The sequence below is a fragment of the Pseudochelatococcus sp. genome, assembly GCF_050946405.1.
Classification (GTDB): domain Bacteria; phylum Pseudomonadota; class Alphaproteobacteria; order Rhizobiales; family Beijerinckiaceae; genus Pseudochelatococcus.
Genome location: NZ_JBMNUS010000010.1, coordinates 116,693 through 135,310, shown reverse-complemented (window position 1 = coordinate 135,310; position 18,618 = coordinate 116,693). Strand labels below are relative to the sequence as shown.

The 18,618-nt window shown below is 67.8% G+C and carries 18 protein-coding genes; 10 read left to right on the top strand and 8 right to left on the bottom strand.

The genetic code is table 11. From position 1 onward, the window contains the following. The first annotated feature begins 39 nt into the window (after nucleotides 1-39). From ACOYJQ_RS15145 to rarD, 7 genes are all read left to right on the top strand, one after another. Nucleotides 40-1,431, top strand: a complete 1,392-nt coding sequence (locus ACOYJQ_RS15145) for a pyruvate dehydrogenase complex E1 component subunit beta (RefSeq protein WP_433459562.1) — start codon at nucleotides 40-42, stop codon at nucleotides 1,429-1,431. A gap of 12 nt (nucleotides 1,432-1,443) precedes the next feature. After that, nucleotides 1,444-2,799: a pyruvate dehydrogenase complex dihydrolipoamide acetyltransferase gene (locus tag ACOYJQ_RS15140; RefSeq protein WP_433459560.1), complete on the top strand. Its 1,356-nt coding sequence runs from the start codon at nucleotides 1,444-1,446 to the stop codon at nucleotides 2,797-2,799. Between the two features lie 60 nt (nucleotides 2,800-2,859). Further along, nucleotides 2,860-4,272 carry a dihydrolipoyl dehydrogenase gene (lpdA, locus tag ACOYJQ_RS15135; protein WP_433459558.1) on the top strand — a complete coding sequence of 471 codons (1,413 nt, stop codon included), beginning with the start codon at nucleotides 2,860-2,862 and terminating at the stop codon, nucleotides 4,270-4,272. Between the two features lie 115 nt (nucleotides 4,273-4,387). Next, nucleotides 4,388-4,642, top strand: a complete 255-nt coding sequence (locus ACOYJQ_RS15130; RefSeq protein WP_433459557.1) for a GlsB/YeaQ/YmgE family stress response membrane protein — start codon at nucleotides 4,388-4,390, stop codon at nucleotides 4,640-4,642. A 173-nt stretch (nucleotides 4,643-4,815) separates the two neighbouring features. Then, on the top strand, nucleotides 4,816-5,859 hold the full coding sequence (gene lipA, locus ACOYJQ_RS15125) for a lipoyl synthase (protein ID WP_433459555.1): 1,044 nt from the start codon (nucleotides 4,816-4,818) through the stop codon (nucleotides 5,857-5,859). 3 nt (nucleotides 5,860-5,862) lie between these two features. Continuing rightward, nucleotides 5,863-6,336 carry a type II toxin-antitoxin system RatA family toxin gene (locus ACOYJQ_RS15120; protein WP_433459554.1) on the top strand — a complete coding sequence of 158 codons (474 nt, stop codon included), beginning with the start codon at nucleotides 5,863-5,865 and terminating at the stop codon, nucleotides 6,334-6,336. 161 nt (nucleotides 6,337-6,497) lie between these two features. After that, nucleotides 6,498-7,421: an EamA family transporter RarD gene (rarD, locus tag ACOYJQ_RS15115; protein ID WP_433459552.1), complete on the top strand. Its 924-nt coding sequence runs from the start codon at nucleotides 6,498-6,500 to the stop codon at nucleotides 7,419-7,421. 3 nt (nucleotides 7,422-7,424) lie between these two features. Here the strand turns inward: rarD and eno are convergent, their stop codons facing one another. Continuing rightward, nucleotides 7,425-8,708 carry a phosphopyruvate hydratase gene (gene eno, locus ACOYJQ_RS15110; RefSeq protein ID WP_433459551.1) on the bottom strand — a complete coding sequence of 428 codons (1,284 nt, stop codon included), beginning with the start codon at nucleotides 8,706-8,708 and terminating at the stop codon, nucleotides 7,425-7,427. Between the two features lie 396 nt (nucleotides 8,709-9,104). Here eno and ACOYJQ_RS15105 point away from each other — a divergent pair, with 396 nt between their 5' ends. Continuing rightward, nucleotides 9,105-9,749, top strand: coding sequence for a transglutaminase-like cysteine peptidase (locus tag ACOYJQ_RS15105; RefSeq protein ID WP_433459549.1), 645 nt, complete (start codon nucleotides 9,105-9,107; stop codon nucleotides 9,747-9,749). 111 nt (nucleotides 9,750-9,860) lie between these two features. Continuing rightward, the gene (locus ACOYJQ_RS15100) at nucleotides 9,861-10,658 is read left to right on the top strand and encodes an SDR family NAD(P)-dependent oxidoreductase (RefSeq protein WP_433459547.1); all 798 of its coding nucleotides are present in this window, start codon (nucleotides 9,861-9,863) and stop codon (nucleotides 10,656-10,658) included. 44 nt (nucleotides 10,659-10,702) lie between these two features. Here the strand turns inward: ACOYJQ_RS15100 and rfbA are convergent, their stop codons facing one another. From rfbA to ACOYJQ_RS15065, 7 genes are all read right to left on the bottom strand, one after another. Next, nucleotides 10,703-11,572, bottom strand: coding sequence for a glucose-1-phosphate thymidylyltransferase RfbA (rfbA, locus tag ACOYJQ_RS15095; RefSeq protein WP_433459545.1), 870 nt, complete (start codon nucleotides 11,570-11,572; stop codon nucleotides 10,703-10,705). Further along, on the bottom strand, nucleotides 11,569-12,477 hold the full coding sequence (rfbD, locus tag ACOYJQ_RS15090; RefSeq protein WP_433459544.1) for a dTDP-4-dehydrorhamnose reductase: 909 nt from the start codon (nucleotides 12,475-12,477) through the stop codon (nucleotides 11,569-11,571). The genes rfbA and rfbD overlap by 4 nt, the downstream gene beginning before the upstream one ends. Next, nucleotides 12,462-13,553, bottom strand: coding sequence for a dTDP-glucose 4,6-dehydratase (gene rfbB, locus ACOYJQ_RS15085; protein ID WP_433459543.1), 1,092 nt, complete (start codon nucleotides 13,551-13,553; stop codon nucleotides 12,462-12,464). The genes rfbD and rfbB overlap by 16 nt, the downstream gene beginning before the upstream one ends. Nucleotides 13,554-13,592: 39 nt before the next feature. Beyond that, nucleotides 13,593-14,156, bottom strand: coding sequence for a dTDP-4-dehydrorhamnose 3,5-epimerase (gene rfbC, locus ACOYJQ_RS15080; RefSeq protein ID WP_433459541.1), 564 nt, complete (start codon nucleotides 14,154-14,156; stop codon nucleotides 13,593-13,595). Nucleotides 14,157-14,223: 67 nt separating this feature from the next. Next, the gene (locus ACOYJQ_RS15075; protein WP_433459539.1) at nucleotides 14,224-15,159 is read right to left on the bottom strand and encodes a metal ABC transporter permease; all 936 of its coding nucleotides are present in this window, start codon (nucleotides 15,157-15,159) and stop codon (nucleotides 14,224-14,226) included. A 15-nt stretch (nucleotides 15,160-15,174) separates the two neighbouring features. Continuing rightward, entirely contained in the window at nucleotides 15,175-16,389 is a 1,215-nt protein-coding gene (locus ACOYJQ_RS15070; RefSeq protein WP_433459537.1) for a metal ABC transporter permease, read from the bottom strand. 7 nt (nucleotides 16,390-16,396) lie between these two features. Next, a complete protein-coding gene (locus tag ACOYJQ_RS15065; protein WP_433459536.1) occupies nucleotides 16,397-17,251 on the bottom strand; it encodes a metal ABC transporter ATP-binding protein in 855 nt (284 codons plus the stop codon). Nucleotides 17,252-17,562: 311 nt separating this feature from the next. On the opposite strand from ACOYJQ_RS15065, the gene ACOYJQ_RS15060 reads away from it, so the two are divergent. Beyond that, nucleotides 17,563-18,612 (top strand): extracellular solute-binding protein, encoded by a 1,050-nt coding sequence (locus tag ACOYJQ_RS15060; RefSeq protein ID WP_433459533.1) that lies wholly within the window; start codon nucleotides 17,563-17,565, stop codon nucleotides 18,610-18,612. Nucleotides 18,613-18,618: the final 6 nt, after the last annotated feature.

Below are 18,618 nucleotides of genomic sequence, written 5' to 3'. Positions count from 1 at the left end.
CTGCCTGTTCCCCTTCCCGAAGATTGCCGGAAAATCACCATGCCGACCGATATCCTGATGCCCGCGCTTTCCCCGACGATGGAAAGCGGCAAACTTTCAAAATGGTTGAAGAAAGAGGGCGACACCATCAAGTCCGGCGACGTCATCGCCGAGATCGAGACCGACAAGGCCACCATGGAGGTCGAGGCGGTCGATGAGGGCACGCTCGCCAGGATCCTCGTGCCCGAGGGCACGGAGGAAGTAGCCGTCAACACGCCCATCGCGATCATCGCCGCCGAGGGCGAGGACGTGGCGGCGGCCGCTGCCGGCCCCGTTCAGGCGCAGGCCCCCGCCCCCGCGGCGGCGGAGCCCGCGCCTGCTCCCGTGCCCGCGGCGGCGCGCGCGCCAGAGCCCCGGCCCTCCGCGGAGCCCTCGGTCGCGGCGGCGCCCGAGGTGCCGGAAGGCACCGAATATGTGACGCAGACGGTGCGCGACGCGCTTCGCGACGCGATGGCGGAAGAGATGCGCCGCGACGGCGACGTCTTCATCATGGGCGAGGAAGTGGCCGAATATCAGGGCGCTTACAAGATTACGCAGGGCCTGTTGCAGGAGTTCGGCGACCGGCGCGTGATCGACACGCCGATCACCGAGCACGGCTTCACCGGCGTCGCGGTGGGCGCGGCCTTCACCGGCCTCAAGCCGATCGTGGAGTTCATGACCTTCAACTTCGCCATGCAGGCGATCGACCAGATCATCAACTCGGCCGCCAAGACGCTCTACATGTCCGGCGGCCAGCTCGGCTGCCCCATCGTGTTCCGCGGCCCCAACGGCCCGGCGGCGCGCGTGGCGGCGCAGCACAGCCAGGATTATTCGGCCTGGTACAGCCACATCCCCGGCCTCAAGGTGATCGCGCCCTACACCGCCGCCGACGCCAAGGGGCTGTTGAAGGCCGCGATCCGCGATCCGAATCCGGTCATCTTCCTCGAGAACGAGATCCTTTACGGCCATTCCTTCCCGGTGCCGAAGCTCGACGATTTCGTGCTGCCCATCGGCAAGGCGCGCATCGCGCGGCCGGGCAAGGACGTCACCATCGTGGCGTGGTCCTACGGGCTGATCTATGCCCATGAGGCGGCGGAGAAACTCGCCGCGGAGGGCATCGACGCCGAAATCATCGACCCGCGCACCCTTCGCCCGCTCGACATCGACACCATCGTCGCCTCCGCCAGGAAGACGGGCCGCGTGGTGACGGTGGAACAGGGTTGGGGGCAGTCGGGCGTGGGCTCGGAGATCGCCGCCCGCGTGCAGGAACTCGCCTTCGACTGGCTGGATGCGCCGATCCTGCGCGTGTTCGGCAAGGATGTGCCGATGCCTTACGCAGCCAACCTCGAAAAGCTCGCCCTGCCCTCCGCCGATGAAGTCGTCGCGGCGGTCAAGGCCGTTACCTATCGCTGACGGGAGGCGTCCATGTCTGTCAAAATCCTGATGCCGGCCCTGTCTCCGACGATGGAAAAGGGCAATCTGGCCAAGTGGCTCAAGAAGGAAGGCGACACCATCAAATCCGGCGACGTCATCGCCGAGATCGAGACCGACAAGGCCACCATGGAGGTCGAGGCGGTCGATGAAGGCACGCTCGCCAGGATCCTCGTGCCCGAAGGCACCGCCGACGTGCCGGTCAACGACGTGATCGCCATCATCGCCGAAGAGGGCGAGGATGTCGCGGTCGTCGCTGCCGGCGGCGGCGAAGCGGCCCCGGCGCCGGCCGCCGCGCCCGCCCCGGCAGCGGAAGCGGCAGCCCCTGCGGCCCCCGCTCCGGCGGCCGCCGCACCTGCAACGCCTGCCGCGCCGGCGCCGGCCGCCGCCCACGGCGAGCGCGTTTTCGCCTCGCCGCTGGCGCGCCGTCTGGCGAAGGAGGCGGGCGTCGACATCGCCCGCGTCGCCGGCTCCGGCCCGCACGGCCGCGTCATCGAGCGCGACGTTCAGGCCGCGATCAAGAGCGGCGTCGCGCAAGCGCCTGCCGCCGCTCCGGCTGCTGCTCCCGCCCCCGCGCCGGCGGCTCCCAAGCCGGCCCCGGCTGCGGGCGCAAGCGACGAGGCGGTGAAGAAGCTGTTCGCGCCGGGAAGCTTCGAGGAAATCCCGCACGACAACATGCGCAAGACCATCGCCCGCCGGCTGGTCGAGTCGAAGCAGACGGTGCCGCACTTCTACCTCAGCGTCGATACCGAGCTCGACGCCCTGCTTTCGCTGCGCGAGCAGATCAATGCCGCGGCGGCGAAGGACAAGGACGGCAAGCCCGCCTACAAGGTGTCGGTAAACGATTTCGTCATCAAGGCGCTGGCGCTGGCGCTGAAGCAGGTGCCCGACGCCAACGTGAGCTGGACGGACGCCGCCATCCTGCGCCACAAGGTGGTGGATGTGGGCGTCGCCGTGGCCATTCCGGGCGGGCTGATCACGCCGGTCGTGCGCAACGCGGACATCAAGAGCATCTCCGCCATCTCCAACGAGATGAAGGACTTTGCCGCCCGCGCCCGCAACCGCAAGCTGAAGCCGGAAGAATATCAGGGCGGCTCCTCGGCGGTGTCGAATCTCGGCATGTTCGGCATCAGGAGCTTCTCGGCGATCATCAACCCGCCGCACGCCACCATCCTCGCGGTGGGCGCGGGCGAGAAGCGCGTCGTGGTGAAGGACGGCGCGCCCGCCGTCGCCACCGTGATGACGGTGACGCTCTCCACCGATCACCGCGCGGTCGACGGCGCGCTGGGGGCGGAACTGCTCGCCGCCTTCAAGCCGCTGATCGAGAACCCGCTCGGCCTTCTGGTCTGATGGTGCGCCTTCGCGGCCGGTTCGCCGGCCGCCCCTTTTCCCGGAATGCGAGAGGCTGTTATGGCCAGTGAATACGACATCATCGTCATCGGCTCCGGCCCCGGCGGCTACGTGACCGCCATCCGCGCCGCTCAGCTCGGCTTCAGGACCGCCGTGGTGGAGCGCGCCTATCTCGGCGGCATCTGCCTGAACTGGGGCTGCATCCCCACCAAGGCGCTGCTGCGCTCGGCGGAAATCTATCATTACATCGAGAACGCGAAGAGCTACGGCCTGAAGGCGGAGAACGTCGGCTTCGACGCCAAGGCCATCGTGGAGCGTTCGCGCGGCGTCTCGAAGCAGCTCAACACCGGCGTCGGCTTCCTGCTGAAGAAAAACAAGGTCGATATCATCTGGGGCGAGGCGACCCTCGACGCGCCCGATTCGCTGACCGTCTCCGCGACGCCCGACGCGCCGAAGGGTGCGCTCGGCGGCGGCGCCTACAAGGCGAAGCATATCATCGTCGCGACGGGCGCGCGCCCGCGCGTGCTGCCGGGGCTCGAACCCGACAAGAAGCTGGTATGGACCTATTTCGAGGCGATGGTGCCCCCCAGCATTCCGAGGTCCCTGCTCGTGGTGGGCTCGGGCGCCATCGGCATCGAATTCGCCTCCTTCTACCGCACCATGGGCGCGGAAGTGACGGTGGTCGAGGTGCTGCCGCAGATCCTGCCGGTGGAAGACGCCGAGATCGCGGAGATCGCCCGCAAGCGCTTCGAGAAGCAGGGCATCCGCGTGCTCACGAACACGAAGGTCGCGCGGCTCGACCGCGGCGCGGACAGCGTCACGGCGACGCTGGAAACGCCCAAGGGCGGCGAGACGCTCACGGTGGAGCGCGTCATCTCGGCGGTCGGCGTGGTCGGCAACATCGAGAACCTGGGGCTTGAGAAGATCGGCGTGAAAACGGAGCGCGGCATCGTCGTCACCGACGGGCTGGGGCGCACCAACGTGCCGGGCGTCTATGCCATCGGCGACGTCGCCGGCCCGCCCATGCTGGCGCACAAGGCCGAGCACGAGGGCGTGCTGACGGTGGAGGCCATCAAGGGCCTGCCGGTGCACGCGATGGACAAGGCGAAGATTCCCGGCTGCACCTATTGCAACCCGCAGATCGCCTCCGTCGGCCTCACCGAAGCGAAGGCGAAGGAAGCCGGCTACGACATCCGCGTCGGCCGCTTCCCCTTCATCGGCAACGGCAAGGCCATCGCGCTCGGCGAGCCGGACGGGCTGGTGAAGACCATCTTCGAGAAGAGCAGCGGCCGCCTTCTCGGCGCGCATCTGATCGGCGCGGAAGTGACGGAACTCATTCAGGGCTTCGTCATCGCCATGAACCTCGAAACCACCGAGGAAGACCTGATGCATGCGGTATTCCCGCATCCGACGCTGTCGGAGACGATGCATGAGAGCGTCCTCGACGCTTACGGGCGCGCCATCCATATCTGAGACGACATCCGGTCAGGATGTCACGCTCTCCGGCTATGAAAGACATCGGCCACGGAACCCGCAGCCAAGCTTGGCGTTTAACCGTGGTTGGTTCATTCATTTCGGGGAGAAGCAAATGCAGGGTGTTGGCATCATCGGCGCGATCATCGTCGGCCTTCTGGCCGGGTGGCTCGCCCAGAACATCATGGGCAGCGGGGGCAGCGGGCTGGTCGCGAACCTCGTGATCGGCCTCATCGGGGCGCTGATCGGCCCGATCGTGCTCGGCGTGTTCGGCATCTGGCAGGGGTCGGGCTTTCTGCCGAGCCTCGTGGTGTCGACCATCGGCGCGATCGTTCTGCTGTTCGTCGTGCGCGTGCTCCGGCGCGCGTGACATGCGGACATGACATGCGAAAGATGCCCGCCGGGCGCTCCCTTGTGTCCGGCGGGGTAACGGATTAGATGATTTGCGTTTGGATGCGAGTTGTGGCCTGATGACAGGCTGTTGGCGGGCGGCGGCACCTGTGCCGCAGCCCTGAATCATCGATGAGGCATGGAGTCTTCGGCATGGCGATGGTCCTGGATATTCTCAACCGCGATCCGCGCCGCAAACTCGATGTCGACGCACCGGCGCGCGAGAGCGCGACGCCGCGCAAGCAGGAAGCCCGCCATCCCGAAAAGGCGCACCGGCCGGATCAGCCCGTCGCCCGCAAGCCGGACTGGATCAGGGTGAAGGCGCCGGGCTCGCCCAAATGGGCCGAGACCAACCGCATCGTGCGCGACAACAAGCTCGTCACCGTCTGCGAGGAAGCCGGCTGCCCCAACATCGGCGAGTGCTGGGAAAAGAAGCACGCCACTTTCATGATCATGGGCGACACCTGCACGCGGGCGTGCGCCTTCTGCAACGTGAAGACCGGCATGCCGCTGCCGCTCGACGCGAACGAGCCCGAGAGCGTGGCGAAGGCGGTCGAGAAGCTCGGCCTCACCCATGTCGTCATCACCTCCGTCGACCGGGACGACCTCGCCGATGGCGGCGCAGAGCATTTCGCGCAGGTGATCCGCGCCATCCGCGCGCGCTCGCCCGCCACCACCGTCGAGATCCTGACGCCGGACTTCCTGCGCAAGCCCGGCGCGCTCGAAGTGGTGGTCGCGGCGCGCCCGGACGTGTTCAACCACAATCTCGAAACGGTGCCTTCCAAATATCTGAAGGTGCGGCCGGGGGCGCGTTACTTCCATTCCATCCGCCTGTTGCAGCGGGTGAAGGAGATCGACCCCACCATCTTCACCAAATCCGGCATCATGGTGGGGCTCGGCGAGGAACGCAACGAGGTGTTGCAGCTCATGGACGACCTGCGCTCGGCGGAGGTCGATTTCATCACCATCGGCCAGTATCTCCAGCCCACCCGCAAGCACCATCCGGTCATCCGCTTCGTGACGCCGGACGAGTTCAAGGCGTTCGAGACGACGGCCTTCGCCAAGGGCTTCCTGATGGTGTCGTCGAGCCCGCTGACGCGCTCGTCGCATCACGCGGGCGAGGATTTCACGCGTCTCCAGGCGGCACGCGCGGCGCAGGGTTTCGCCCGGCCCCCCTCCGCCGGGACGGGTCGCTGACCGATGCCCGCCTTCCGCAACGAACGCAAGGTGCGCCATGCGCCCGCCGCCATGTTCGATCTCGTCGCCGATGTCGAGCGCTATCCCTCTTTCGTGCCGCTGTGCGAGGCGCTCACCGTGCGCCAGCGCATCAACGGCGACGAGGGGCTGGAGACGCTCATCGCCGACATGAGCATCGGCTACAAGTCGATCCGCGAGACCTTCACCACCCGCGTGACGCTGGACAGGCCGCGCCTGCGGATTTTCGTGGAATATGTCGACGGGCCGTTCCGTTTTCTGGAAAACCGCTGGGTCTTCCGCCCCGCCGGCGAACCCGACGCCTGCATCGTCGATTTCTTCATCTCCTATGAATTCAAAAGCCGGACGCTGGGCATGCTGATGGGCGCGGTGTTCGACAAGGCGTTCAAGAAGTTCTCGGACGCCTTCGCCGCCCGCGCCGACACGGTATACGGCGACGCCGGGCTCGCGGGCGCCTGAAACCGGAAGCCCCGGCTGCCGCCCACGCGCGTGCCACGGGCATGGCTGCATTGCCGCCGACGCCGTAGCCATGCCGCCGCGGCGCCCGCATAGTGCGCATCTGACGGATGTCCGTCGGTTTTCATTCATGGGTCCCCGTTCGCGGACCTCCGGGATACAGCATGAGCATTCCGTCCGTTTCGGACCGCCCGTCTCCCGACGCGCTGCGGGGCTTCATCTGCGCACTGTTGGCCTATAGCGCCTGGGGAGTGCTGCCGCTTTACATGAAGCAGGTGGCGAATGTCCCGGTAGGAGAAGTCATCGCGCATCGCATCCTGTGGGCGGTTCCCTCCGCCGGGCTGCTCCTGCTCGCGACGGACGGCATGGGAAGCTTGTTGAGCGCGCTGCGCAACCCGCGCATTCTCCTCATGACCGGCGTCACGGCGACGCTGATCTCCTGCAACTGGGGCGTCTACACCTGGGCGATCATCCACGACCGCACGCTGGACGCGGCGCTCGGCTATTACATCAACCCGCTGGTCAGCGTGCTGATGGGCGTGGTGCTGCTCAACGAGAAGCTCAACCGTCCGCAGATCATCGCCATCGCGCTCGCCGCCGCCGCCGTTCTGCTGCTGGCGGCGCAATCGGGCGGCGTGCCGTGGGTGTCGCTGGCGCTGCCCATCAGCTTCGCCACCTACGGCTACCTGCGCAAGACGCTGCCGGTCGCGGCGCTGCAAGGCTTCGCGCTGGAGGTGCTCATCCTGTCGGTGCCGGCGGGGGCTTACGTGGCATGGCTCGCCGCGACGGGCAGCGGCCATTTCGGCGTCGCGGCAACGGATACCCTCTGGCTGATCGTGGGCGGGCCGATCACGGCCATACCCCTGATCCTGTTCTCCGTGGGGGCGCGCAGCCTGCCGCTGAGCACGATCGGCGTCATGCAGTACATCGCGCCGACCATCGCCTTCCTGATCGCGGTGTTCGTCTTCGGCGAGCCCTTCTCTCCCGTTCAGGCCGTAGCCTTCGGCCTGATCTGGACGGGGCTCGTGATCTTCACCTGGTCGGGCGTGGCGCAAAGCCGGCGGACGCATCGCCCGCCGGCCGGTTGACGATCACGCGCCGCGCTTCAGCACCGACTTGCCGGCGTATTGCGCGTAGGGACCCAGCTCTTCCTCGATGCGGATGAGCTGGTTGTACTTGGCGATGCGGTCGGAGCGGCTCAGCGAGCCGGTCTTGATCTGGCCGGCGTTCGTCGCCACGGCGAGATCGGCGATGGTGGCGTCCTCCGTCTCGCCCGAGCGGTGCGAGATCACCGAGCGATAGGCGTTGCGGTGCGCGAGGTCGACGGTGGCGAGCGTTTCCGTCAGCGAGCCGATCTGGTTGACCTTGACGAGCACCGCGTTGCCGACGCCCTTGTCGATGCCTTCCTGCAAGCGCGCGACATTGGTGACGAACAGGTCGTCGCCGACGAGCTGCACCCGGTCGCCGATGCGGTCGGTGAGCAGCTTCCAGCCTTCCCAGTCGTCTTCCGCGAGGCCGTCCTCGATGGTGACGATCGGATACTGGCCGACGAGCTTTTCCAGATAATCCACCTGCTCGGCGACGGAGCGCGTCTTGCCCTCGCCGGCGTAGACATAGGCGCCGTCCTTGTAGAATTCGGTCGCGGCCACGTCGAGGCCCAGCACCACGTCGTCGCCGGGCTTGTAGCCGGCCGTCTCGATGGCCTTGACGATGAAGTCGAGCGCCTCTTCCGCCGACTGGAGGTTCGGCGCGAAGCCGCCCTCGTCGCCCACGCCCGTGTTGTGGCCCGCCGCATGCAGCGATTTCTTCAGCGTGTGGAAGATCTCCGCGCCGACGCGCACGGCTTCCGCAATCGAGCCGGCGCCGACCGGCAGGATCATGAACTCCTGGAAATCGATCGGGTTGTCGGCATGCGCGCCACCGTTGACGATGTTCATCAGCGGCACCGGCAGCACGCGGGCGGAGGTGCCGCCGATGTAGCGGTACAGCGTCAGGCCGGAGGCATCGGCCGCCGCCTTGGCCACGGCGAGCGATACGCCCAGAATGGCGTTGGCGCCGAGGCGCGACTTGTTCGGGGTGCCGTCGAGCGCGATCAGCGTCTCGTCGATCTTGATCTGCTCTTCCGCCTCGAACCCGCCGATGGCCTCGAAAATTTCCTGATTGACGGCATCGACCGCGGCCCGCACGCCCTTGCCGCCGTAGCGGCTCTTGTCGCCATCGCGCAGCTCCACGGCCTCATGCGCCCCCGTCGACGCGCCCGAAGGAACGGCGGCGCGGCCCGTCGAACCGTCTTCCAGCACGACGTCCACCTCGACGGTCGGGTTTCCGCGGCTGTCCAGAATTTCACGCGCAATGATATCAACGATGGCAGTCATCAAAGGCTCCTTCACCTGCGTCCGGCGGCGGTCTGTGCGGCGGAAGTTCCGCACGGCGGATCACGGCATTGTCAGGGTTTTCCGCATGGCGCGCTTGTACGCGAAAACGCGGCCGCTGGGAACGGCCCCGGCGGGCGTTTCGACATTATGATAATCGTCGCGGCCTTACCGACATCGCGTATCGGGGACGGGATGCATCAACCTTTCGTTAAGGTTAACGTCGCGGCGGCCCATGCGATATGCCGCAAGATACTGGAAAAGATCACGATATTTCCTCATCGCCAGGCCGCGCCGCCGGGCGCGCGCCATGCGGAAAAGGTTAACGCGCGTTAACCGGTCTTGCCTCGGACCCGACAATGAACAAAGGTAACGGAACGTTAATGATGAGGTTTCATCGTGTTCCGTATCCCGTTTCACGCTGCGGCTGCCGCGTTCTGCTTCGCGCTCGTCTTTTCCGGTTTCGCCGGCGACGCCGCCGCGCGCACGCGCCTGCCCCCGCCTGCGGTCTCGCATGAAGCGTGGAGCACGGAAACGGGCCTCACGTCCCATCCCGTCGGCTGGGAGGATTTTTGCGGCCGGAACGCAGCCGCCTGCCGCATCCGCGACGATCGTCCCGGCAGCGTGACGCTGGACGCGCGCACCTGGTCGCTGATCCTGAAGGTCAACATGGACGTCAACGCGGCCGTCTCGCCTCTCTCCGACGAGGAGCACTGGGGCGTGGCGGAATCGTGGGATTTTCCCGACGACGGGTTCGGCGACTGCGAGGATTACGTGCTTCAGAAGCGCCGGCTCCTGCACCGGGCCGGCCTGCCGCTCGCCGCCCTCATGATCACGGTGGTGCGCGATCTCGAAGACGCCGGCCACGCCGTGCTGACCGTCCGCACCGACCGGGGCGACCTCATTCTGGACAACAAGCGCGACCGCGTGCTGAACTGGGCCGACACCGGCTACAAATACATCAAGCGGCAGGCGAATCTCAATCCCAACCGCTGGGTGGCCCTCGGCACCACGCCGCCCACGATGTCGGTGGCCGCACGGTGACGGCGCTTCCGGTCTTTTGACCGGGATCATTGCCGGATAACGGTCACAGACGTAACCTCGCCCGATCGTCATGATCGCGCCGGGAGGCGCGCAGGATCGGAGGTTCCAGCCATGTCGTCGCATGATACGCACACCGCAGCGGCCCGCCTCGCGGGCAAGGTCGCCTTCGTCACCGGCGCGGGCGCGGGCATCGGACGCGAGACGGCCCTGGTGCTGGCGCGCCACGGCGCGAAGGTCGCGGTGTTCGATCTCACGGAAGCCGACGGACGGGAAACCGTGCGCCTGGTCGGCGCGGAAGGCAACACGGCGCAATTCTGGAAAGTGAACGTCGCCGTCGAGAGCGAGGTGAAGGCGGCGACGGACGCCGCGGCGGCCGCGTTCGGCAAGCTCGACATTCTCGTCAACAACGCAGGCGTCACCGGCGTCGACAAACCCACCCACGAGATCGACGAGACGGAATGGGACGCGGTGTTCGCCGTCGACGTGAAAGGTGTGTTCTTCTCCACCAAACACGCCATTCCGCACCTGAAGCGAAACGGCGGCGGCGCCATCGTCAACCTGTCCTCGATCTACGGCCTTGTCGGCTCGCACGAACTGACGCCCTATCACGCGGCCAAGGGCGCGGTCACGCTGATGTCGAAGCAGGACGCGGTCGTCTACGGCCGCGACAACATCCGCGTCAATTCGGTGCATCCCGGCACCATCCTGACGCCGCTCGTGCGCGAGCTCGGCAGCCGGGGCGAGGGCGGGCTGGACGCCTATCTCAAGCTGATGGGCGCCAGGCACCCCATCGGCCACGTGGGCGAGCCGGCCGATGTCGCCAACGCCATCCTGTTCCTCGTCTCGGACGAGGCCCGCTTCATCACCGGCGCGGCGCTCCCCGTCGACGGCGGCTACACGGCGGTTTGAATTATATCCTGTTTCAATTGAAACAGGATATAAACCGGAATCCGTTAATCCTCATCGGCGATCTGGACGAGATAGCGGCCATAACCGCTCTTGCCCAGCGCCTCGCCGAGGCGGATCAGCGCCGCGCGGTCGATCAGCCCCATGCGGAAAGCCGTTTCCTCAGGCGAGGCGATGCGCTGGGCCTGGCGCGTCTCCAGCGTGCGCACGAACAGCGCCGCGTCGATGAGGCTGTCGTGGGTGCCGGTGTCGAGCCAGGCATAGCCGCGGTCCATCTTGCGCACCCGGAGCTGGCCGCGCTCCAGATAGGCGCGGTTGACGTCGGTGATCTCCAGCTCGCCGCGCGCGGAAGGCTTGAGACCGGCCGCGATCTCCACCACCTGCGCGTCATAAAAATAAAGCCCCGTCACCGCCCAGTTGGAGCGCGGCTGTTTCGGCTTCTCCTCGATGGTCTCCGCCCTGCCCTGCGCGTCGAAGGAGACGATGCCGTAGCGCTCCGGGTCGCTGACGTTGTAGGCGAAGATGGTGGCGCCCGAGGTCTCGCGCGCCGCGTCCGTCAGCAGCGCCTGAAGCCCCGAGCCGTAATAGATGTTGTCGCCCAGAATGAGCGCCGAAGGCCCGCCGGCGACGAAATCCGCGCCGATGATGTAGGCTTGCGCCAGTCCGTCAGGGCTCGGCTGCGCGGCGTAGGAGAATTGCAGCCCCCATTGCGAACCAGCGCCCAGCAGGCGCTGGAACTGCGGCAGGTCGTGCGGCGTCGAGATGATCAGAATCTCGCGGATGCCCGCCTGCATGAGCACGGTCAGCGGATAATAGATCAGGGGCTTGTCATAGACCGGCATGAGCTGCTTCGACGTCACCAGCGTGAGCGGGTGCAGCCGCGTGCCCGCGCCGCCTGCGAGAATGATGCCCTTCATGCGCCCGGCTCTCCCTGTCGTTCCGTATCGTATATCCGCGCCACGCACCGCGCCAGCGACTGCCGCCACTCCGGCAGCACGACGCCATGCACGCGCGCCAGCTTCGCGCCGTCGAGGCGTGAATTTCGGGGGCGGCGGGCGGGCGTGGGATATTCGGCGGTCGTGATCGGGATCACCGCCGCCCCCTTGCCGCCGGCGGCGCGCGCCTGCGCAAACACTTCTTCCGCCAGTTGCGCCCAGGTGGCCTCACCCTGCCCCGTCAGGTGAAAGACGCCGCGCAGGGCGGCGTCGCGCGGATGCGCCGCGAGATTTCGCGCCACCGCGATCACCGCCGCCGCGATGTCGGGCGCGTAGCTCGGACAGCCGCGCTGGTCGGCGACAACGCGCACCGCGTCACGCTCTTGCGCCAGACGCAGCATGGTGCGCACGAAGTTCTTGCCCGAGGCCGCATACACCCATGCCGTGCGCAGGATGACGTGATCTTCCGTGGCCGCCGCGACGGCCCGCTCACCCGCAAGCTTCGACGCGCCATAGACGCTGACGGGGCCGGTGGCGTCGTCCTCATGATAAGGAGCGGGCTTCTCGCCGTCGAAAACGTAATCGGTCGACAACTGGATGACGGGCGCTTCGAGCGCCCGCGCCGCCTCCGCCACCGCGCCCGCGCCCGCGGCGTTGATCGCGAAGGCCGCTTGCGCCTGCGATTCCGCCAGATCCACCGCCGTGAAAGCCGCCGCGTTGACGACGACATCGGGCCGCACCGCCGCCAGCGCCGCGCGGACGCTTTCGGGCGCGGCGAGATCGAGCGCGGGACGCCCGACACGCACCACCTCGACGCCGTGCGCCGCGCCGTATTCCGCGAGCGCGGTGGCGACCTGCCCGTCGCGCCCGGTTACCGCGATGCGCATGACGCCTTCCCCGCCGCCTTTTCGCCCGCGAGCCCGAGCCGTTCGCCCGTATAAACCTTGTCGCGCAGCGGCCGCCACCACCAGTCGTTGTCGAGATACCAGCGCACGGTCTTTTCGAGGCCGGTGTCGAACGTCTCCCGCGCGCGCCAGCCGAGTTCCGTCTCCAGCTTCGTGGCGTCGATGGCATAGCGCCGGTCGTGCCCCGGCCGATCCGCCACATGGGTCACGAGCCGGGCATGCGGCGCGCCGCCGGGCGCGAGACGGTCGAGAATGGCGCAGACGGCGTGGACGACCTCGAGATTGGTGCGCTCGTTGCGCCCGCCCACATTGTATTTCTCGCCGATGCGCCCGGCGTTGAGGATCAGCCACAGCGCCCGCGCGTGATCCTCGACATGGAGCCAGTCGCGCACGTTGGCGCCCGCGCCGTAGACGGGCAGCGGCCTGCCGTCGAGCGCATTGAGGATCATCAGCGGGATGAGTTTTTCCGGGAAGTGATACGGCCCGTAGTTGTTGGAGCAGTTGGAAAGCACCACCGGCAGGCCGTAGGTGCGCGCCCACGCCGTCGCGAGATGGTCGGCGGCGGCCTTGGAGGCCGAATAGGGCGACGAGGGATCGTAGCGCGTCGTCTCGCTGAACAGCCCCTGCGGCCCCAGCGAACCGTAAACCTCGTCGGTGGATACGTGCAGGAAGCGGAAGTTTTCCCGCGTGCCGGCGTCGGCCCCCGCCAGATAGGCGCGTGCGGCTTCCAGCAGCGTGAAGGTGCCGACGATGTTGGTGTCGATGAAGTCGCGCGCGCCGTCGATGGAACGGTCGACATGGCTTTCGGCGGCGAGATGCATCACGGCGTCGGGTTGCGCCTCGCCGAACACCGCGTCAAGCGCCGCGCGGTCGCAGATGTCCGCACGAACGAAGCGGTAGCGCGGATCGTCCCCGATCTCCCGCAGCGAGGCGAGATTGCCGGCGTAGGTCAGCTTGTCGACATTGACGACCGCGGCCTGCGTCTCGCGAATGATGTAGCGGCACACGGCGGAGCCGATGAACCCCGCGCCGCCCGTCACCAGTATGCGCGCTCTCATGGAGGTTTCCCTGACGCTTGCCACGTTGTTCTTGCCACGTTACGCTTGCCACATAAAGGCCGCCGGCATGTCCGCGAAGCGGGGCAGGCTGCGGTCCTTGTCGGAGAGCACCGCCTCCGCCGCCGTCACCGGCCAGTCGATGCCGAGTTGCGGATCGTCGAAGGCGACGCCCGCGTCGTGTTCGGGGCTGTAATAGGACGTCACCTTGTAAGCCACGGCCGTATCGTCCTCCAGCGTGCAGAAGCCGTGCAGGAACCCTTCCGGCACCCAGAACTGCGCGCCCTCCCGCGCATCGAGCCGCACCGCCGCATGCCGGCCGAAGGTCGGCGAGCCGGCGCGCACGTCCACCGCCACGTCGAGGATCGCGCCGGCCAGAACGCGCACGAGCTTGCCCTGCCCCGCCGGCGGGCGCTGGTAGTGCAGGCCGCGCACGGTGCCCTTGCGCCGCGTCAGCGACTGGTTGTCCTGCACGAAGCCGGCATCCGCCACCGCCTCGCGAAACCGCCGGTCCGACCAGGTTTCGGCGAAATGGCCGCGCGCGTCCTCGAACCGCCGGGGAACGACCAGCGCGAGGCCGGAAATATCGAAGGTCTTGACAATCACGGAACCCACCGGGATGCAGGCGCTGCGGAAGCGCGACTGTCGATGTATAAATCCTCGCGGGCTGTTTTCAAGCACTTCCGCCCGATGTCGGCATGCCGCGCCGGTGGCGTCTGGGGCCGAACAGGCATGCAAGGCCGAGGATCGCGCCGCTCGCCGTCGCGATCATGCCCGCCGCGCTGACGCTCGACGCGAAGCCGAGCCATTGCGGGCCATAGGCGGCGAGCGTGAAGCCGGCAACCGCCCCGGCGAAGGCGAAGGCGACGCTCCACAGGAGTTGCGGCAGCAGCCGGTCCGTCATCAGCCGCGCCGCGCCCGCCGGGCAGATGAACATGGCCACCACGATGATCGCGCCCACCGCGTCGAAGGCCATCACGGCGACGACGGCCACCATCACCACCAGCGCGAAACCGGTGAGGCCGGGACGCGCGCCCACGCTCTGCGCGAAGCCGGGGTCGAAGGTGCCGACGAAAAGCTCCTTCCAGAACGCGGCGACGAAGGCGATCACGGCGAGCAGCGTGATGAAGAGGCGCGGCACCTGGGGCGGCAGGTCGGCGAGAGCGGCGGGGTCGAGCAGCGAGCCCCAGCCCTGCGCGGAAAACCACACGATGCTCTCCAGATTGCCGTAGAGCGCATGCTCCACATCGAGATGCACCCGGCGCGTATCCGTCTGCTCCAGCAGCAGCACGCCCGCCGCGAACAGCGCGGTGAACACCACGCCCATGGCCGCCCCCGGCTCGACGCGGCCGGCGCGGCGCACGATCTCGATCAGCACCAGCGCGATGACCGCCGCCGCCCCCGCGCCCGCCAGCATGGCGCCGGCGGCGAGCGTGCCGGTGGCGATATAGGCCAGCACGATGCCCGGCAGCACGACATGGCTCACCGCATCCCCGATCAGCGCCTGCCGCCGCAGCACGAGGAAATTGCCGAGCAGCGCGCAGGCCACGGAAACCAGCACGCCCACCGTCATCGGCACGAGGCCGAGCATGACGAAATCAGCGCCCATCAGATAGCCCTCGCATCAGGTAGCCTTGAAGTTGCAGCGCCGCTCGAGATCGCGCACCACGTCGGACGGCAGCGATTCGTTGATCGGGGCGAGGCCGTGATAGCCGGCGCTCGCGGCCTCGTCGGGAAACAGCTTGCGATAGAGGCTCCACAGCGCCTCCTCCCGCGCGGCCGAGGCCGCCGCCGCGCGCCCGGCGAGCGTCGGCGCGCCGTCGGCGCGGATATGGCCGGCCCGCCGCAGCACGCGCAGCGTCAGCGTGTCGTAGATCGGCTCCTCGCGCGCCAGCGCCAGCAGCCCCTGACGCTCATGCACGCGCCGCGTCAGCGCAAGCGTCGCCATGCGGCCGGCGAGCACCCCGCGCAGCGGCGAGAAGAGCAGCGAGAACAGGAAGATCGCGAACGACACCAGCACGATCAGCGCGCCGGTCGGCAGCCCCGGCCCCAGCGAGGAGATGACCGCGCCGAGCCACGCCGACACCGCGCCGATGGCCGCCGCGATCAGCGCCATCCGCTCCGCGCGGTTGGTCCAGAAGCGGGCCGCGACCGGCGGCAGGATGGTGAGCGCCACGATCAGCACCAATCCCGCCACCTTGAGCCCGATGACGGTGACGGCGAGCGCCAGCGCCATCATGGCGAGATCGGTGGCGCGCACGTCGACGCCCTGCGTCGCGGCGTATTCCTCATCGAAGCACACCAGCGTCAGCGGGCGGCGCAGGACGAAGACGGCGACGCCGGTGAGCGCGGCGGCGACCGCGATCACCTCCGCCTCGCCGCGCAGCATGCCGGCCGTCGACCCCAGCAGGAAACCGCCGATGCCGGCCTGCCGGCCGCTCTCCATGGTCTGGATGACCGTGAGCAGCACGATGCCGAGGCCGAAGAACACCGACAGCACCGCGCCGATGGCGACATCCTCCGTCAGCCGCGTGCGCCGCGCGATCGCCTCCACGGCGACGAGGCCGATCCCCGCGCTCACGGCCGCGCCCGCGAGCAGGCCGGGCATGAAGCGCCCGTCGCCGCCGGCGAGCGCCATGACGATGAAGGCCAGCGCCAGCCCCGGCAGCGTGGCGTGGGAGATCGCATCGCTGACGAGCGAGCGTTTGCGCAGCAGCATGAAGGCGCCGATGGCCCCGGCCGCCGCGCCGAGCAGCGCCGCCCCCACCGTCACCAGCGCCGTGTTGTAGCCCGCCCGCAGGAAAAGCGCCGGCAGCAGCGCCTCCATCATCGCGCCCATGTCCGCCTCACGCCGTCGCGGGGGAGGCCGGGGAAGCGGGCGGCAGACCGCCGGCGCCCTCCGTCATCAGCAGCCGCCCGCCATAAGTCTGTTGCAGGTTGTCGAGGGTGAACGCCTCCGCCACCGGCCCGGCCGCGACGAGGCGCACGTTGATGAGCAGCACATGGTCGAAATATTCCGCCACCGTGCCGAGATCGTGGTGGACGCAGATGATCGTCTTGCCCGCCGCCTTGAGGTCCTTGAGGACCGCGATGATGGCGCGCTCCGTCACCGCGTCGACGCCGGCGAAGGGCTCGTCCATGATATAAAGGTCGGCTTCCTGCGCCAGCGCCCGCGCGATGAACACGCGCTGCTGCTGGCCGCCGGACAATTGCCCGATCTGGCGATCGGCGAAAGCCGCCATGCCCACGCGTTCCAGGCAATCGAGCGCGCCGCGCCGCAGGCGCTTGCCCGCGAGCCGGAACAGGCCGAGGCGGCGGTAATAACCCATCATCACCACGTCGACGACGGTGGCGGGAAAATCCCAGTCCACGCTGGCGCGCTGGGGAACATAGGCGATCCGCGCCATCGCCCGCTCGCGCGCCGCGCCGAAGACAGTCACCTCGCCGGAAAGGCGCGGCACGATGCCGAGCGCCGCCTTGATCAGCGTCGACTTGCCGGCGCCGTTGGGACCGACGATCGCCACCATCGCCCCCGGCGGCGTCGTGAAATCGACCGACAGCACCGCCGGGCGGCCATCATAGCTGACCGTGAGCCCCGATATGGCGAAAGGACTTGATACATCGCAGGAACCGGGCGCGCCCTTTCCGGCCAGCACGTGACCGTTGCGCGCGACGAGCTGCGGCGTGGCGGCGTTTGCCATGTCGATCCCCAAACCTCCCGGAGCGATTCCCGGTCGAATGAAACCATTCGATGACAAGCATTCGCTCGAAACAACGCATCGCTGACCGTTTGCCGGCCCGGCAAACGCGCCGGAAGGCGGCCTCGCCTTCCTGAAGCAAAAGATAGCCACGGTCGCCGATTTTTGCAATTGCAAATTAACTGCAATAAGAACGGGAGCCGGCGGGCGGGCAAGAGCCGTCACACAAGAGCCGTCACACAAGAGCTGTCACACCGGCGTCATTGCGGAGTGGCAGACAGTCGGCGCTGTTTTTTTCGTCCCGGAGAGGCGCCATGCGCAGGATCACGTCTTCACTGTTCGCCGCCGCCGTTGCGGCGCTCGCCGTCGCCGCGCCCGTCCGGGCCGACGACCTCGCCACGCTCGAAGCCGCCGCGCGCAAGGAAGGCGCGATCTACAGCGTCGGCATGCCGGACGGCTGGGCGAACTGGAAGGATACTTGGGCGCAGCTCACGGAGAAGTACGGCCTCAAGCATGCCGACACCGACATGAGCAGCGGCGAGGAAATCGCCAAGTTCGCCAACGAGGGCGTGAACGCCACCGCCGATATCGGCGACGTCGGCCTCGAATTCGGCCCCATCGCCCTGAAGCGCGGCGTGACGCAGCCCTACAAGCCCACGACGTGGGACCAGATCCCGGGCTGGGCGAAGGACGCGGACGGCCATTGGGTGATCGGCTACACCGGCACCATCGCCTTCATCGTCTCGAACGAGGTGAAGAACCCGCCGAAGTCGTGGGCCGACCTGCTCGAAGGCGATTACAAGTTCTCCATCGCGCAGGTGGGTTCCGCCGCGCAGGACAACGCCGCCGTGCTCGCCGCCGCCGTGGCGCAGGGCGGTGACGAGAACAACCTCCAGCCGGGCATCGACCTGTTCGTGAAGCTCGCCGAGCAGGGTCGTCTCGTCTCCAACGCCGCCAATCCGGCGAGCCTCGAAAAGGGCGAGATCCAGGTCGCGGCGCTGTGGGACTTCAACGCGTTGAACTATCGCGACGTGGTCGGCCGCGACAAGTTCACGGTCCTCATCCCGGCTGACGGCTCGATCACCAGCGGCTACGCGACGATCATCAACAAGCACGCCAAGAACGCCAACGCCGCCAGGCTCGCCCGCGAGTACATCCTGAGCGACGCCGGCCAGATCAACCTCGCCAACGGCTACGCGCGCCCGATCCGCGTCGATCACGTCACGCTGCCGGAAGAGGCCAAGGCGCGCCTGCTGCCGTCCGACCAGTACGCCAAGGCCAAGCCGATCGACAGCGAGGCGTGGACGCAGTCCGCGCCGACCATCGCCGCCAAGTGGCGCGATCAGGTCGCGCCGAAGCTCTGATCGGCC